A 16,721-nucleotide genomic window follows, 5' to 3' on the forward strand; every position below is an offset into this window, starting at 1 on the left:
TTGACCGGCGGGTTTCGTGCATCTAAGGCCAGATCCGGCAGCGCCCTTCGTTTCGAATTGTCGCGATCATTTCCCAAAGTAAGTTTTGTGTTTTGAGTGCCTTGGGAGCGGCGTGCGTACAGGTCACAGTGCGGTTGTAAATATAGGTGCAGAGATCTGCCGCCTGGAGCCCGCGATAGCTTCGGGAATCATAGAAATCCATCTCGTCGATTCTGTCGAGTTTTGAGCTTCTGTAGCCGAAGGTTCCCTTGCTCTTGTATTGGATGAACTCCTTGCGGCCTTCGGGTGCGGTGTAGTGGTTGTCCAGGTAGGCAATTGCCCTTTCGTCTAGACGCTTTGCATGCTCTTGAATTCGCTCTAAGACGTAACCAATAGCGACCGTGCGGTGGTGGTAAAGAACTCTGTACCGCTCGGCCTGTTTAACCCTGTCTATCCCCTCTCCATAAAATGCATCCGCATAGGCGTCGATCGCCTTCATCGCCTGTGTAAAGACTGCTGTGGCAAGTCGGAGGGGGATGCCATTCCAGTCACCTTTTTGCTGCATCATGTCATAGCCATGTAACTCAGCCTCCGGTTGGACTGAAGTCGTGGAGGAAAACTCCACCATTATTTTGTCCAGCGCTTGGTTTAGTTTGGCCAGGTTTTCTTCGCGGACAATGAGCGCGCCAAGAAAGAAATAGTTGGCTCCCGACTCTGACTCATCGATGAATGCATGCAGCATCGCTGTGGCCGACTATATCCCGATCTTGGTGCTGGCAGGCAGCTTCAGCTCGTCGGCCTTCACGAAATACGTGTGCATCGTGCCGTTGGTCATTTCCAGGTGTTCGGAGAGAGCATCCGGAGTGCCAAGGCCGATTTTCTTTGCTGCTTCCTGCAGCTCCTTCGGTGCCATGTTGGCATCGATCGGCAGCGGGATTAGAGGCAGTCCAGCCACGCGAGGCGTGACGTTCAGCGAACTCACCACGATGTGAAAATGCCCGGTGAGCGTCGTAGTCTGCCCCGGACCAGTCCGCTGCCAGATTCCGCCTTCAGGCCCAGCTCCCGGCGTGGGGAACTGCACCGACAGGTTCGTTAGGATCGCCTTGTCCGCATCAATGCGCAGTGCCGGCTTAGGCCCCTGGGGTGTGGGCTGCTGCACCAGCGACATTTTGACGTGCCCGAGCAGGCGCGTGTTGTCCGCCTTGATGACGTAGGTGCCCTGCTGAACGGGCTTCTCGCCCTTGATCGGCCCCGGTGGGGTGAGGTCCACCCGCAGGTTCTCCGGCACCTCGGGAGGAGCCGGGGGCGCCGGGAGCTTCGGGGGTGGCGGAAGCTTCGGAGGTGGCGGCGGAGCCGGAAGTGCTGGCGGAGCCGGAAGCGCAGGAGGCGGTGGCAGCTGCAATTGCGCCTCGGCGCTCGGGGCAACCTCGACCGCCAGCGCCGCCACCAGCCCGCACATCGACGCCGCTGCAACGACGGCCTTCGCAGCGCTGGAGCCGCCGCGTTTACGCTGCTTGCTCATCTACCTTCCTTTTCTTGACGCCCTTAGGCGGCTTTTCTTCCTCCGTCCACGACAGCGCCAAAGCTCCACCGATAACGGCGCACAAGGTGCCCAGAACGAAGCCGCCGATGTTCGACATGGGAAGCGCCACGATTCCGAGGATCAGGGAGGCTACGCCCGTGAGCAGGCGAGTGTCTGGCTTGAACCACGTCATCAGCCCAGAGGTGATCAACAACGCGCCGATCAACAGGGTGGACACGCCGGAGATCGTGGAGACCTGGATGACGATGTTCGATACCTCGAACGACAGGTATGCCGGAACGATCATGATGATGCCCGACAGCAGCATGAATAGCCCTGCCCCGAACGGGCGGTTGCGGCGCCAATGACCGAAACCGCTGGGGTTAGCACTCGGCATTGTCGCTATCCACAATTGCAATCTTGCTGCCGCCGGCGGTCATCTTATCCGCAGACAGAGAGGTCGCCTCGATTCCCTGCCCCTTCGCTTGCAGGGAGTCGGCGAAGATACCCCAGCCACCGTCCGGAGCGTCTTTATCAATCTTGCCGGCATCAACGCCGATTTGCGGGTTAATCAGGGTTAGATCACCGGAGAGCTTTCGCGCACCAATCAGCATGTTCTCCGCGGAGAAGTTCTGCCCCGGAACGGTCATTTGGAACTTCTTTTCCCCAACGCCGGGGATCTTTATCGGCGCCGTCATGCAGACGTCAGTCACCTTGGCATCCTTAATGCGCAGACGGGAGATAGCTTCCTTGCCGTTGTGCATCTCGTCAACGTCGGTGAAGAGGTCGAAGCCCTTACCGTCCAGCTCACCGACCTCCATGTTGAAGATCGTGCCGGATAGTGCGAGGTGTGCAGAGACGCCACCCTGGGCGACTGCGACGCCCATCCCAGCGGTAGCCAGCATCCCTACACCGAGGATCGATGCGAATCGAAGTTTGCGAGTATGTCCCATGCGAGTGATCTTAGACACACAGCTCGGCGGTAGGAGGTTTTCTATGTAAAAAAATCAACTATTCTTAATATTTTTCTGGATTAAAGAGCGGTTTGCGCGTGGGGCGTCAAGAAGAAATAGCCTTATCGCGCCGCATGGCGGCAACGGCCGTGACCAGGGCGATAAGGGTCAACAGAATCAACCAAGCGACCAGCAATCCCCAGCTGTGGGCGAAGAAATAGCCGGAGACCCAGCCGATGATAGAGGAACCGAGGTAGTAGCTCAGGATGTAGATGCTCGAAGCCTCGGCGCGATCCTGACGTGCGACCTCGCCGACCCACGCGCTGGAGATCGAGTGGGCGGGGAAGAACGTGGCGGTGAACAGTAGCACGGCTGCGAGCGTGGTGGGGACAGTCGGGATGAAGGCCAGGAAGAGGCCTACCAGCGCCAGGGCGATGCAGGCGACCACGACCTTTGCCTGGCCGTAGCGATTGACCATCGTGCCCGTGCGCGTGGAAGTCCAGGTGCCCGACAGGTAGATGACGAACACGAGCGCGGCGAGGGATTCCGGCAGGCCGAAGGTGTTGATCAGCCGGAAGGTCATGTAGTTGTACAGGGAAACGAAACTGCCCATCAGTAGGAACGGCAACAGGAAAAGCTTCAGCAGGATAGGGTCGCGCAGGTGATTGGCGAAGGCCTGCAGTTCGTGGGCGAGCGTGATTTTCTTCGGAGTAAAGAAGCGCTGCTTGGGCAGCACCCAGGTAGTCATCAAGGCCATCGCGAAGGCGAAGAGGGCGCTGAGCAGGGTGGCTAGGCGCCAATCCGTGAACTCCAGGGCGATGCCTGGGATAAGCCTGCCGATGAGGCCGCCCAGCGAATTACCCGCGATATAGAAGCCCATGATGCGGGGGAGGTAGCGCCGGTCGATTTCCTCCGAGAGGAAGGCCATGGTCACGGCTGGCACGCCCGCTACGGCGATGCCCTGCAGGAGGCGCACCGCGATGATCGACTGGATCGACGGCAGCGTGACTAGCGCCAGGGAGAAGAGGGTAGCTGCCAGGACGGATGCCTGGATCACCCGGCGCCGCCCGAAGCGCTCGGAGACGATGCTGAGCGGAATGACCATGAGCGCCAGGCCACCCGTGGTGGCGGAGACCGTCAGCGCAGCCAGCGAGGGGGAGACACCGAAGTCCTCCGACAGTGCCGGGAGGACTGCTTGGGTGGCGTACAGGGCGTTGTACGAGGCCAGACCCGAGCAAAGGGAGGCGATGAGGGCCTTCTTGTAGCCGTTGTCCTCCGGTGTGAGAGGGCGAATGCCGTTGGTGGTCTCGGTGTCTTCGCGGGGGCCGGTCACCGTTGGTGCTCCTTTCGCTCTACTCGATCCACGGTATAGAAAAGCTCCCTCTCGAGGAAAACCGCGAGAGGGAGCTGGGGAGGGTTAGGCAGCTAACCCAACAACTTAGGCGCCGATGGTGCCGAAGTCTTCCTTCCACGCAACCACGGTAGCCGGGCGGGCGATGGAGTCGCCGCCATCCGGCCAGTGAGACTTGGAGGTCTTGACGGTAGCTTCCTCATCCTCACCCGGGTGCTGAACGTTGACCAGCACGCGCTTGTCGAAGACCAGCGGGCCACAGGTCTCGGCGCCGGCCGGGACGGTCAGGAACTGCTTGGTCAGGCCGCGGGTCTCGCCTTCCAGGGAGACGGCGAACAGGCCGTCGTTGGATTCCAGGGCGTTGCCGTCGGTGGAGACCCACAGGTTGCCGAAGGAGTCGAAGGTGACGTTGTCCGGGCAGGAGATCGGGGAGACCTTGGACTTGTCGAAGCCACCGAAGTAGGTCTCGGCCTCGTCCGGGTCACCACAAACCAGCAGCAGGTTCCACTTGAGGTCTTCGCCGGTGAAGTCATCTTCGATCTCGATGACCATACCGTTCTTGTTTTCCTTGACCGGGGCGTACTCGCGAACGTTTTCCTTGTTCTTGCCTTCTTCTTGCGTGCCGCGGTACTTGTTGTTGGTCAGTGCAGCGTAGATCTTGCCCGTGGTCGGGTGCGGCTCGACATCCTCCGGGCGGTCCATCTTGGTAGCACCGACCTTGTCGCCAGCCTCACGGGTGAAGACGATGACCTCTTCGGCAGACATGCCGTCGACGTGGGACTCGGCGGAGCCGTCCTCCTTGACGGTGACCAGCTTGATCCACTTGCCGGTGCCGTCGAACTTCTCGCCCTTCGGCGGATTGTTCTCGTCGAAGTCCTTGTTGTTGCCCTCGAAGGTGGCAACATACAGGGTGCCCTCGTCCAGGATCTTCATGTTCTCCTCGCGATCCTTGTCGGTGTTACCGCTGCGGATCTTGCGGGAGGAGACGAACTTGTAGATGTACTCGAAGCGGGAGTCATCGCCGGAGTATGCAACCACGGTGCCGTCGTTGGTGACGTGGATGTTGGAGCCCTCGTGCTTGAAGCGACCCAGGGCGGTGTGCTTGACCGGGGTGGACTTCGGATCCCAGGGGTTCACCTCAACCACGTAGTTGAAGCGGTGCGGCTCGTTCGGCTCCTTGGTCACGTCGAAGCGGTCGTAGTGCTTCTCCCACTGACGAGCGGTCTTGGCATCCTCGATGCCGTAGCGGCTCAGGCGCTCGCGCACCTTCTCGTCCTTAACGTTCTCTCCACCAGCGAAGTACTGGTCAACGTTCTCCTCGCCGGACAGGATGGTGCCCCATGGAGTCACGCCACCGGAGCAGTTGTTGAAAGTGCCCTTGACGATCTTGCCTTCCTTGTCGTCAGAGGTCTTCACCAGCTTGTGGCCAACGATCGGGCCGCGCAGCTCGAACTCGGTGGTGCCGGTCAGGCGGCGGTTGTACTTGCCCATGACGGGCTTCAGCTTGCCGTCCTTGTCGTTGCCCTCAACCTCGACGATGGACATGCCGTGGCTAGCCAGCTCGATGTCGACGTGCTCCTTGGAGGGGTTCTCCAGGTCGTAGTCTGGGATCATCTGCTGCGGGGTGGAGTACTCGTGGTTGGAGACCAGCAGGAAGCGGTTGTTCTCTCCCTCGATCGGCAGCAGCGCCGCAAAGTCACAGTTGAAGCCGTACTGCTTGGCGGCCTGTTCCGCGGTCTGGTTGTCAACGTCGAATTCCTTGGCGCCCTCAACCACCGGGTCGCCCCAGCGGATAACGACCTCGGACTTGTAGCCAGCCGGAACGACGACTTCGTCCTTGGTGTTCGGCTCGACCATCTCGAACTTCAGGCCGTCCGGTGCGTCGGCGCTGCCGGAACCGTTGCCACCCTTGTTCTCGCCGTTGCCGCCCTTTGCGCCACCCTCACCGTTGTCGTCGCTGCAGGCTGCCAGGAAGGAAGCACCGCCGACGGTAACGACTGCTGCGCCACCTGCGCGCAGTGCGCTGCGGCGCGAGAACGTGCCCTGGATCAGATCCATAAAGTAGTTGTTGTCGGACTTGTTGTTCACCGGCTTGGAGCAAGCGTCGCCACACTTGTACACACAGGTGCGGTGGGAACGGCTAGACGTGAAGTCCATCTTCTTCAGCAGATTGCGACCCTTCAGGCCCATGGGGGATCTCTCCTCGATTTTTGCAGTCGGCCATGCCCACACAATGTCGTTCGTCTAGATGTGGTTGGCCATAGTCTTGTTGGGGTTTTAGCTCATCAGCACAGCTAACTGTGCAGATACCTCAAAAGACTCTAAGCAACGTGAAAGAACCCCATATTGCGCCAAGGTGTACGTCAGGTTAATTCGTTGAAGCGCGCTTCGAACGTTCCTTGGCGCGGGCGGGCTTCTACTTGTTGAACATCCGCCCCATGCGCTTCATGCGCGAAAGCCTACGCAGCCGACCCAAGCGGAACATCCCGCGCCAGCCGAACAGTAGCAGGCCGCTCATCACGGTCGCCACGATCATGAACGACCAGTGCGGAACCTCCCCGTGGCGAATTCCCCAGATTCCCAACCCTACGATCACATTGGTGATCCACACCATCGCGCCCGTAGAGAACTCGAAGCCGCTGAAGCCGTCCGCGCCCGTGACCTGCGCGCTTTTTCGCGGCCGCACCACGCCGATCCACAGCAGCGCCCACACGATCGCCACCCCGATCAGGAATGGCCAGGAGGTATCCAGCCAACCGGTGAAGCTCAGTGGCATCTCTGGGGTATTGTGCGCAATGCGTGCTAGCAGGGCAAACAGCAGTACGGCGAGGACGTCGAAGCTCAGCGCCATCACTGGCGAGCGTTGCGTCTTGCCAGGTAGACCGCCGGTGGCGGTGTTAGTGGGGGTGCTCATGGCCTCGTATCTTACTGTCTTTTTCTATTGTGCTTCGCCGACCGGCTCTTGCACTTTTTCTTGAGGACGCCCATTGTCCGCCGCGACCTGTTCAGCCTCGCCCTTGGGGTTGACCATCTTGGTGGCAAAGAACACGATCCAGCCCACGATGGTCAGACCCACGAAGCTGAGCATACGGAAAACGATCACCGCCCCGAACGCCTGGACGGAGGTAAGCGTGCCGAATCCCACCAGCGCACTGGTCAGAGCAACATCCACTGGCCCCAGGCCACCGGGGGTGACCTGCGCCTGACCCACCAGCTTGGCGGTCAGGAAGGCCAGCACTGCGCCGGCGATGGGCGGGGTGGCGCCGACGGCGTAGATGCAGGCCAACAGACACAGGATTTCGAAAATCCAGTTGCCCAAGCTGGCGGCAATAGCGGCCGCGAGCTTCGGCAGTGGTAGCTCCACGGCGGACAGCTGGCGGGAGAATCCACGGACGCTGTCGGTGAAGCGGTCGGCGGGCTTGCCGCGGCGGGTGTTGTAGGTGCGCAGCCTGTTGACGAGCCACCGCTCCACCACGTCGCGATTCTTGGCCACCCAGTTGGTTAGGAGTGCCAGTGCGACCAGGGCGAGGAGGGACAGAGCCACGGTTACCGGCTTCACGGTCTGGCCGAGGAAAAACACTGCGCCGATGGCCAGGATCGCCATGCCGCCACCGGCCAGGGCGCCGGACAGCAGCATGTACCAGCTGGCGATAACGGGTGTGGCACCCCACTTCAGCTGTTCGCGGAAGATCATGGCTGCCGAAAGCGCCGGGCCGCCGGGGAATGTAGAGGACCAGGAGTTAGCGGCCAGGCCCAGCCAGTTCACGGTTGTGCGCTTTACCTTCACACCGGCGCTGCGCAGAAGCACCACCATCACCTCGGCCTGCGCGACCATGGAGAGCGCCAGCGCCACGACGGCGAGCGCGATCCAGCGTTTATCGGCGTGGGCAAGCTCCCGCCAACCCTCGCCGATGAAGTGCAGGTGTTCCCGGGCGACGAAAGCGATCAGACCGATCAGAGCCAGGGATAACAGTGCCCGCACATCTGCGCGCCGCCAGAGGCTACTCATTCATGCCCCTTTCGTCCATATTCCCGTCGCCTTCAACGTCGCCTTCACCGCCGCCTTCGCCGTTGCCGTCATTGTTGCGCTGGCCTTCCACCCGGCGCATCAGCTCCGCGAAGGGCAGATCCCGCTGGCGTGCGGGAGCATCACCGGAATGCTGGGCGGGCACGGGGGCGATGGCGTCCACACCAGAAAGCTCCGCAACCGTCACCTGCGACGAACGGGAAGCCGTCGCTGCCTCGCGCGGCGAGGGCTCCAGCTGCTCGTTGTGCCCGACCTTCTCCGATAGGCGCTTGACCCACCGCGGTGCCCACCAGTTGTCCGGGCCGAGCAGGTGCATGATGGAGGGCACGAGGAGCATGCGGATGATCGTCGCATCGAAGATCAGCGCGATGACCATGCCAAAGGCGATGTACTTCATCATCACGATCGACGAGAAACCGAAGGCACCGCAGACCACAATCATGATCAACGCAGCAGCGGTAATGATGCTGCCGGTGGTGGCCGTGCCGAAGCGGATCGCCTGATCCGTGGAGGCACCACGGGCGCGGGCCTCCACCATGCGGGAAACCAGGAACACCTCGTAGTCCGTCGATAGGCCGAAGACGATGGCGATGATCAGTACCAGCACCGGCGAGGTCAGCGGTCCGGCGGTGAAGTTGAACATGTCGGCGCCGTGGCCGTCGACGAAGATCAATGTCAGCAGGCCAAGGGTCGCGCCGGTGCCCAGGATGTTCATGATCACGGCCTTGGCGGGAATGATCAGCGAGCCGAAGATCATGGCCATCAGGACGAAGCTGACCAGCACGATATACAGCAGCATCCACGGCAGTTTCTCGAACAGCGCGTCGATGGACTCGACCTCCAGGGCAGGGGTGCCGGCGACGTACACGTTGGCGCCGTCGACGTTGATGTCCTCCAGCGCGCCGACGATGCGGTCGTTATCCTTGCGGTCCGCAATGCCGGTGGACAGCACAGTCACGCCGTCCTTCGTGGGGCGGGAAACCTGGAACGGGGCGGTCAGGCCAGGCACAGCATTGGCCTTCTGGTAGACCGCGCCCACGGCCTGGGAATCACCCTCGATGACCAGCTTGATCGGGTCGGTGCGGAACTGCGGGAATTTCTCCGTGAACTCTTCCTGGTTCACGCGGGTCTGGTTCGACGGCGGCAGGTAGGTCTCGTTGATGCCACCCAGCTTGATACCCGCAATCGGCACTGCCACCAGCAACAGACCGCCGACGATGGCGACTGTAAACAGCTTGGAGTGGCGCATGGCGAAGGCCGGGATGCGGCCCCAGATGCCGTTGACCTGCTCGGAACGGCGGCGGTCGCGCTTCTTTTTGAAGGACCACTTGTCGATGTTCGGCCCCAACATCGCGAAGATACTCGGCAGCACGGCCACGGACAGCAGTGCCGCCAGTCCCACGGCAGAGATCGCGCCGAAGGCCACGGACTTCAGGAAGGCCTGCGGGAAGATGAACAGCCCGGACAGCGCCACGGCCACCATTGCCGCGGAGAACACCACGGTCTTGCCTGCGGTCGCAGTGGTGTTGCGCACAGCGGTGCGCGTGTCGTTGCCCTCGGCCATTTCCTCGCGGAAGCGGGAGACCATGAACAGGCCGTAGTCGATGGCCAGGCCCAGGCCCAGCAGCGTGACGACCGACTGGGCGAAGACGTTGATCTGCGTGAAGCTGGCCAGGATCGCCAGCACACCCATGGAGCCCAGGATCGACAGGCCGCCCACCAGCAGCGGCATAAACGCGGCGATCAACCCGCCGAAGACGATCAGCAGCAGCAGACCGACGGCGGGCAGGGCGTAGACCTCGGCGCGGTGGATATCCCCGGCCATGCCCTCGTCCAAAGAGTCAGAGACCGCTGTGGCGCCGGCGATCTTCACATCCACGCCAGGGGCGCTGATAGCACGCAGGTCATCCTCGATCTTGCGGAAGTTGATCAGCACGTCATCTTCCACGCCCTTCAGCCCGATGGCTGCAAAAGCGGCAGTGCCATCCGGGTTGGCCATGGCGGCCGGACCGCGGTTAAAGAAGCTGGTCACCCCACCGATCTCATCGGGGTGATCCTTGCGCAGCTGATCAATCTGCTGGGTCATGGCCTGCTTGACCTCGTCAGAGGTAGCGGACCCCGGCTTGTCGCCGGTGACCATTAGGATGACGTCGCCGTTGGCGTCCCGACCAAAAACGTCTTGCTCGATCTGCGCGGCCTTCGTGGACTGCGAGTGGGGGTCGTCCCACCCCTCCTGGCTCATCCGGTCGGCCAGTTTCAGCCCGGCGACGACATACAGCACCAGGATCGCCGCAATGATCACCAGAGGGATCAGCCGGCGGAACCGGTAGGCGACATCGCCCCAAGAGCTAAACAACGTAAGATCCTTTCCTTTTCGCCAGACCCTTCCTGGCAGATTTCCCTATAGTCTACGAACCCGACCAGGGCGAATGGCAAACCTTTCGGGGTGTGTTAGCTATTTCTTCCGCCACAGGTATTCGCGGATCACGTGCTCTTTGTCCAGCCCCTTGCCCTCGAATTTCGTGATGACCTGCCGGTCCGTCAGCTGTGGGATGTCCGACTGGTCCTCGGGCCAGCCCAGGTACTCCAGCTGCTCTTCGACCTGTACCAATTCGTCGATCCACTCCGCGTAGTCCGCGTGATCGGTGGCGATGTGCAGAATGCCTCCCGGCTTCAATCGGGAGGCGATCAGGTGCAGCGTGCCGGATTGTACGATGCGCCGCTTGTGGTGGCGCGCCTTCGGCCATGGATCCGGGAAGTAAATGCGCACGCCGGACAGCGATTCGGGTGCGAACATGCGCTGCAAGACTTCGACCCCGTCGCCGCGGATCATGCGCACGTTGTGGATGTCCCCGCGCACCAGCGAGCCCAGCAGCTTGGCCAGCCCGGGGCGGTAAAGCTCGACGGCGACGATGTTTTTATCTGCTTCCAGCGGCGCCATCGCGGCGGTCGAGGTGCCCGTTCCGGAACCAATTTCCACAATTGTTTCAGCATCGCGGCCGAACCATTCGGGAAGGTCGATGACCTCATCGGCAAGCACTTTGCCCAGCTCCGGCCAGTGTTCGTTCCACAGCGCCTCTTGGTTGTCGGTCAAGGTGCCGCGGCGAAAGCTGAAATTGCCCAGTCGCGGATAGTCGCGACCGTCGTTAAACTGTGTCTGTAGCGGGCGGCCTGGGGGAAGGCTGCCTGAAGTGTCATCGGAATTATTCATCTAGACCATTCTTGCAGACAGGCTGCAGAATGTCTTAAGCCAAGTGGGGGACTTAACAAAGTGGGGAAGACTATTTCCGTCATCGGCCCGGATGGGCGCGCAGTAGCCGAATGTGCGGCGCTGTTGCGTGCGCGGGTGGAAAGAACAGCAGGTAAGGCAGGGGAAAAGTTAGAGGTCATCGAGGGTGCTGGCCCGCAGCAGCGCCCCGATATCGTCGTTGCGGTGGTCAGCAGCGCCACCCCGGAGGATCGGGAGGTCGCCCGGGCAGTCGCGCAGGCCATGGGCGTGGTGCTGTTGTGGCCCTTTGGTAGTGACGCCCCCTCGTCCGCGTGGGTCGACACCCCAGGTTGGGTCTGGTGCGAGGGCGTGGACGAGGTATGCGATTGGATCCATGAGCTGGGAGTGGATCTGGAGGAGTGGGAGGTCGATGCGCGCCGGGCGGATGCAGAGCGCCTAGACCGGGTGCGCATTGCCACGCGGCTGAGCGCCACCCGGATCGCCCAGGAGGTGTTAGATACGGCCGAGGAAAGCGAGCGATCTGCAGGCAACCGTGAGGATTTCGAGGACCTGCACTCTGCCTTCATGGCTCGTCTGCGCTTGGCAGTACTGGAACAGGGGGCGCTGTTTCCACCACTTCCCGAAACTCAGGTGCAGCCGCCGGCGCGACCGACGGTGGTGGCCGGGGCACGAGCCAGCCTGGTGCCAGTGGCTGCGGCGGGCATTGCAGCGGGATTAGGCCTGGGGACGATGGTCGGCAGGATCTTCGGAGTGATTGCTGGAATTGTTGTCGGACTGCTGGTTGCGTTGGCCGTGGTCGGCGCGCGGCTGGCGATGCTGCGCCACGAGGCGTGGAAGACCCGTGCAGCCAAGGAATCCGCTGTGCTGCGCCAGCACTGGGCGGGCGTGGTGACGGAGGTAGTTGCCCGCCTAGACATCCCGCCGGTAGCGCCACGGATCCGCAACCTGGCTATGGAGGTGCGCTGATGAGCATGGACATGTTTGACGGGATGTTTGATTCCCCGGAAGGCGCTGTGCCGCAGAATCCTCTGGCGGATCTGGTCGAAGGGCACGGACTGCAGGGTGTGCTGCACAGTGCGTTGCCCTCTGGGCTGGGCGATGGGCTGGGCGATGGGCTGGGCGATGGTCTCAGCGATGGTTTGGGTGGTGGCCTGACCGTTGAATTTAAGGGGCGCGAATACTTTGTCGACGCGCTCAACGTCCATGATCCCAATGCTCACAACCCCAACCGGGGAGCCGATACCGGCGTGGACGGAACCGGTCGGGGTTGGGGCGGAGTCGAAGAGTCCGTCACCATTGCCGACGACCGCGGAATGAGCATCCTCAGCGATACGGATGGGGACGGCAAAGTGGACTACGTTTCCTCAGTGTCCTACGACGGACAATGGTCAGCCTGGCGATGGATTGAGCCGGGGGAGGCCGAGGGGGCGTCACTAAGAAACAACAAGAACACCCCCGATACGGGGGGTGGGCAGTGGGAAACAGACGCCTGGAAATGCGTTGATCGGGGTGAATGGGGTTAGTGCGGGTGTGATCTGCGTCCACAGGCACCAGAACCGAACAACACCCCTGGGCAACGCGATAGTCTGGGGGTGCAAGGGGACTCGTGTGCCAATGCGCAGACCCGGAAAATTACAGATCAAAGCGATACCGTGCGCCTAAATATCGCAGGTTTTAGTAGACTTTAGGTGAATGCAACCGCGTTTGAACAGGACGTTTAAACATACGGCTGGCTAGTGCATTTTTCGCATATGTGGCTGAGTCGGGTTGTGGGAAACAAAAACGTAGGGAGAATATCGATGACAATTCGAGGGCTTGTCGGCGAGGCACCCACCAAGAACCAGGAGATGCTGAATTGGATCGAGGAGGCCGTGGAGCTCTTCCAGCCAGAATCAGTCGTGTTCTGTGACGGCTCCGAGGAGGAGTGGAACCAGCTGGCAGAGCAGCTGGTCGAGCACGGCACCCTGATCAAGCTGGACGAAGAGGCGCAGCCGAACTCCTTCCTGGCGCGCTCCAACCCGTCTGACGTTGCGCGCGTGGAATCCCGCACCTTCATCTGCTCTAAGACTGAGGAAGACGCCGGCTCCACCAACAATTGGATGGACCCGGAGCAGATGCGCGCCGAAATGCGCGAGCACTTCTCCGGCTCCATGAAGGGCCGCCGCATGTACATCGTGCCTTTCTGCATGGGCCCGATTACCGACCCGTCCCCGAAGCTAGGCATCGAGATTACCGACTCCCCGTACGTGGTTATGTCCATGCGCATCATGACCCGTATGGGTAAGGAAGCTCTGGACAAGATCGGCGAGAACGGCGAGTTCGTGAAGGGCCTGCACTCCGTGGGCGCGCCGCTGGAGCCAGGGCAGGAAGACTCCACCTGGCCGTGCAACGACACGAAATACATCACCCACTTCCCGGAGGATCGCGAGATCTGGTCCTACGGCTCCGGTTACGGCGGCAACGCCATCCTGGCTAAGAAGTGCTACGCACTGCGCATTGCTTCCGCCATGGCGCGCGACGAGGGCTGGATGGCAGAGCACATGCTGATCCTGAAGCTGATCAGCCCGGAGGACAAGGCCTACTACATCTGTGCGGCCTTCCCGTCCGCATGTGGCAAGACCAACCTGGCCATGATCCAGCCGACCATCCCGGGCTGGCGCGCAGAGGTCGTCGGCGACGACATCGCATGGCTGCGCTTCGGTGAGGACGGCCGCCTGTACGCCGTGAACCCGGAGAACGGCTTCTTCGGCGTGGCACCGGGCACCAACTACGCCTCCAACCCGATGGCTATGAAGTCCATGGAGCCGGGCAACACCCTGTACACCAACGTCGGCCTGACCGACGACGGGGACGTCTGGTGGGAGTCCAAGGAAGGTGAGCCGCAGCACCTCATCGACTGGCTGGGCAACGAGTGGACCCCGGATTCCGGCAACAAGGCCGCGCACCCGAACTCCCGCTACTGCGTGCCGATCGAGCAGTGCCCGGTCGCCGCACCGGAGTTCAACGACCCGAAGGGCGTGCCGGTTTCCGCCATCCTGTTCGGCGGTCGCCGTGCGGACACCGTGCCGCTGGTCACCCAGGCTCGCGACTGGAACCACGCCACCTTCATCGGCGCCACCCTTGCCTCCGGCCAGACCGCCGCTGCTGCGGAGGCTGCCGTTGGCTCCCTGCGCCACGACCCGATGGCCATGCTGCCGTTCATCGGCTACAACGCTGGTGACTACCTGCAGCACTGGATCGACATGGGCAACAAGGGCGGCGACAAGATGCCAGAGGTCTTCCTGGTCAACTGGTTCCGCCGTGGCGAGGACGGCCGCTTCCTGTGGCCGGGCTTCGGCGAGAACTCCCGCGTGCTGAAGTGGATCGTCGACCGCATCGAAGGCCGCGTGGAGGCCGACGAAACCGTCGTTGGCTACACCGCCCGCTACGAGGATATCTACACCGATGGCCTGAAGGAGACGGAGGAGGACATCCGCGAGGCACTGTCCGTGAACCCGGCCGACTGGGAGCGCGACCTGGCCGACAACGAGGAATGGCTGAAGTTCCTGGGTCCGAAGGTTCCGTCCGAGGTCTGGGACGAGTTCAAGGGCCTGAAGGATCGCGTGGAGGCTGCGAAGTAGTGGCTTGCTGCGCCTGATGGCGCTGCGCTAGGCGCTGCGCTGCGTAGCGCTGGCAGCTCGCGTGCAGTGCTGGTAGCTTGCGTCCGCGAGCGTGCTGGCGCTAGGCGCTGAACTAGGCGCTGAACTAGGCGAAGCGCCGGGAGGGTTTTCCTCCCGGCGCTTTCTTTGTGCCCAGGCCTCTGGGGGCTGTGTTTGTTAAACCGTCCCAGCGCCGTTTCTGCGCGCCGCGCCGCCACTTCCTCCTTCGGCTAACTCCAGGGCTAGGGTTAAATGTCGGAAAAGTTGCAAAACGTAAAATTCGGCGCACACCTCTGGTTGAAGAAAACGCTCTGACCAGGCATTTTATGTAGATGAAAAATGTACCCAATAACGTTTTGCAACTTTTCCGACATTTAAGCCGAAGTCCCAGCCGACTGGGAGCACGACCAGGCCGACAGCGAGGAACGACTGGAGTTCCAAGGGGCGAAAAACTCGTCCACACGGTATTTGGCAACAATGTTGGTGTTGAAGATTTACGTCATGGTGGCGATGGCTTCGCTGCCGTTAGTGGTTATGTTTACCTGTACAGGTGCGGTGTAATCGTTGTAGATTCCTGCGCGAATAGTGGTGTGGTGCCAAAAGTAGCAAGGGGAAAGACTCAAAGATGGATAGCCGGGAGACTCTTATTTAGTTGAATAAGAAGGCTAAAATCGGTAAGAACCCGTCCTAACCGAAGAACTCCGTCTTGCTAATACTCATAAACGCGCCCTTACCAGTTTTTGCGTTCCAACACGTCATGCCGTTGTATTCCGAGTGGCAGACATGGTCGCCGAAGTAAATGGTCTTGCCGTAGGGCACATCCTCGATTTCTGAACCGCCATCATCGGGAGCGTAAGGCGGCACATCGTCCCTTGGCATGAGTTTCCAGTTCTTGAAATCCACCCACCAGTTTGCACCAACGGTTTTGCTGTATCCGTAGGGTTTCGTATCGCGGTAAGAGGGAATTCCACATCCTGCGAAAGAAGCGTCTACTGCACACTTGATATTTCCGCTTGGTGACTGAAATACCGCCCGGTCGTGCATGTAAGACTCCTTATAGCGCCTTACAACCGTTGCTTCGAGAGCATCCGAAGGAATCGGCCCACCGGCCTTCGCGTAAGCGCCTTCGGGGAGGTCCTTACTCGCGGAGGCTGAGGCGTCGCCATCAGGATTGGGTTTGTTGCCTTCCTTTCTGTCACCCTTCTTCACATAACCCGCAGGCAGATCGGAATTAGGCTTTTTCCCCTTCTTTTTCTTACTTTTATCCTTGCTATTGGAGCTATCGGATTTCGCGGAAGATTCGCCGGATCCGAAGTTAGAGCCAGACTGGTTCTTCTTCAGTCCGTTCGCGTCGTCGGTGACGTACCATTCCAACTCAACCTGCTCAGCTGGAGTGCCCGTGACCTGGCTCCATTCGCTTTTCTCGCCCTCGGTGAGCTGCTTGCCGTCGAAATTGTAATGAATCGTTGGCACTTCCGGGCGCCCGCTTGTGTAAGACCATTCGTAGATTCCGTCGCCCTCGCTGGAAGCCGCTACGTTAGCCCGAGCTGCAGTGGTTCCCGCGCCTGCCACCAGTTCTCTATCCACGGCAAAGGGCTTTCCATCCTGGCCAATTGCAATAAAAGTCACCGGTGAGAAATACTTGCAATCATTCTTGAGCAATAGCTCCGGAACTTCATCATTATTCGCCTCAATCAGTGCATAGGAATAAGTCCCAGTCGGGTGATAATCGTCGCGGTCGGAATGGTCGCGCTCGTACTTTTCCGGATCTTTCAAAACATCCTTGTACGCATCGATCGCCTGCTGCGTCGGGTCGGCCTTTGCTTCCGCCTTCTCGCCGCTCTTCGCATCGCCCCTATTTGTACTGCTTGCCGCCGTGTTGTCCTGCGGTTCGTCGCTCGAACAGCTGGTCATTGCTAAAGCCGCTATGGTCATGACGCCCACAGCCCCAACTCGCCACCGACCCCGCTTCGCGTGGACGCCTCCGTGGCCATTGGTTTTCGAGGTGAGATGGGTGAGGGC

General features: G+C 60.9%; 14 protein-coding genes. 3 read left to right on the plus strand and 11 right to left on the minus strand.

The window, feature by feature from the left end:
* Positions 1-22: 22 nt before the first annotated feature.
* From L8U58_RS08560 to trmB, 10 genes are all read right to left on the minus strand, one after another.
* On the minus strand, positions 23-721 hold the full coding sequence (locus tag L8U58_RS08560) for a DUF3800 domain-containing protein (protein ID WP_035002771.1): 699 nt from the start codon (positions 719-721) through the stop codon (positions 23-25).
* A 12-nt stretch (positions 722-733) separates the two neighbouring features.
* Positions 734-1,501, minus strand: a complete 768-nt coding sequence (locus tag L8U58_RS08565; protein ID WP_035008034.1) for a hypothetical protein — start codon at positions 1,499-1,501, stop codon at positions 734-736.
* Positions 1,485-1,898, minus strand: a complete 414-nt coding sequence (locus L8U58_RS08570) for a DUF6114 domain-containing protein (RefSeq protein ID WP_230580282.1) — start codon at positions 1,896-1,898, stop codon at positions 1,485-1,487. The genes L8U58_RS08565 and L8U58_RS08570 overlap by 17 nt, the downstream gene beginning before the upstream one ends.
* Positions 1,885-2,454, minus strand: a complete 570-nt coding sequence (locus tag L8U58_RS08575; RefSeq protein ID WP_034976328.1) for a DUF6230 family protein — start codon at positions 2,452-2,454, stop codon at positions 1,885-1,887. The genes L8U58_RS08570 and L8U58_RS08575 overlap by 14 nt, the downstream gene beginning before the upstream one ends.
* Positions 2,455-2,560: 106 nt before the next feature.
* Positions 2,561-3,787 (minus strand): MFS transporter, encoded by a 1,227-nt coding sequence (locus L8U58_RS08580; protein WP_269955138.1) that lies wholly within the window; start codon positions 3,785-3,787, stop codon positions 2,561-2,563.
* Positions 3,788-3,892: 105 nt separating this feature from the next.
* Positions 3,893-5,995: a PhoX family protein gene (locus tag L8U58_RS08585; RefSeq protein ID WP_034972605.1), complete on the minus strand. Its 2,103-nt coding sequence runs from the start codon at positions 5,993-5,995 to the stop codon at positions 3,893-3,895.
* Positions 5,996-6,221: 226 nt separating this feature from the next.
* Positions 6,222-6,719 (minus strand): DUF3054 domain-containing protein, encoded by a 498-nt coding sequence (locus L8U58_RS08590; protein WP_034994395.1) that lies wholly within the window; start codon positions 6,717-6,719, stop codon positions 6,222-6,224.
* Positions 6,720-6,743: 24 nt separating this feature from the next.
* Entirely contained in the window at positions 6,744-7,814 is a 1,071-nt protein-coding gene (locus tag L8U58_RS08595; RefSeq protein WP_034994393.1) for a lysylphosphatidylglycerol synthase transmembrane domain-containing protein, read from the minus strand.
* Positions 7,807-10,188, minus strand: a complete 2,382-nt coding sequence (locus L8U58_RS08600) for an MMPL family transporter (RefSeq protein ID WP_269955139.1) — start codon at positions 10,186-10,188, stop codon at positions 7,807-7,809. The genes L8U58_RS08595 and L8U58_RS08600 overlap by 8 nt, the downstream gene beginning before the upstream one ends.
* Before the next feature lie 99 nt (positions 10,189-10,287).
* Positions 10,288-11,043, minus strand: coding sequence for a tRNA (guanosine(46)-N7)-methyltransferase TrmB (gene trmB / locus L8U58_RS08605; RefSeq protein ID WP_269955140.1), 756 nt, complete (start codon positions 11,041-11,043; stop codon positions 10,288-10,290).
* Positions 11,044-11,103: 60 nt separating this feature from the next.
* Between trmB and L8U58_RS08610 the strand changes: the two genes are divergently transcribed.
* The 3 genes from L8U58_RS08610 (at position 11,104) to L8U58_RS08620 (ending at position 14,681) form a co-directional block, all read left to right on the plus strand.
* The gene (locus L8U58_RS08610; protein WP_034976248.1) at positions 11,104-12,027 is read left to right on the plus strand and encodes a hypothetical protein; all 924 of its coding nucleotides are present in this window, start codon (positions 11,104-11,106) and stop codon (positions 12,025-12,027) included.
* Positions 12,027-12,584, plus strand: coding sequence for a DUF6802 family protein (locus L8U58_RS08615; RefSeq protein WP_269955141.1), 558 nt, complete (start codon positions 12,027-12,029; stop codon positions 12,582-12,584). The genes L8U58_RS08610 and L8U58_RS08615 overlap by 1 nt, the downstream gene beginning before the upstream one ends.
* Positions 12,585-12,860: 276 nt before the next feature.
* On the plus strand, positions 12,861-14,681 hold the full coding sequence (locus L8U58_RS08620) for a phosphoenolpyruvate carboxykinase (GTP) (RefSeq protein WP_269955142.1): 1,821 nt from the start codon (positions 12,861-12,863) through the stop codon (positions 14,679-14,681).
* Positions 14,682-15,386: 705 nt separating this feature from the next.
* On the opposite strand, the gene L8U58_RS08625 is transcribed toward L8U58_RS08620, so the two are convergent.
* Positions 15,387-16,721: hypothetical protein (locus tag L8U58_RS08625; RefSeq protein ID WP_269955143.1), on the minus strand; the 1,335-nt coding region annotated here is incomplete at its 5' end.

The sequence above is a fragment of the Corynebacterium macclintockiae genome, assembly GCF_027570165.1.
GTDB lineage: Bacteria > Actinomycetota > Actinomycetes > Mycobacteriales > Mycobacteriaceae > Corynebacterium > Corynebacterium macclintockiae.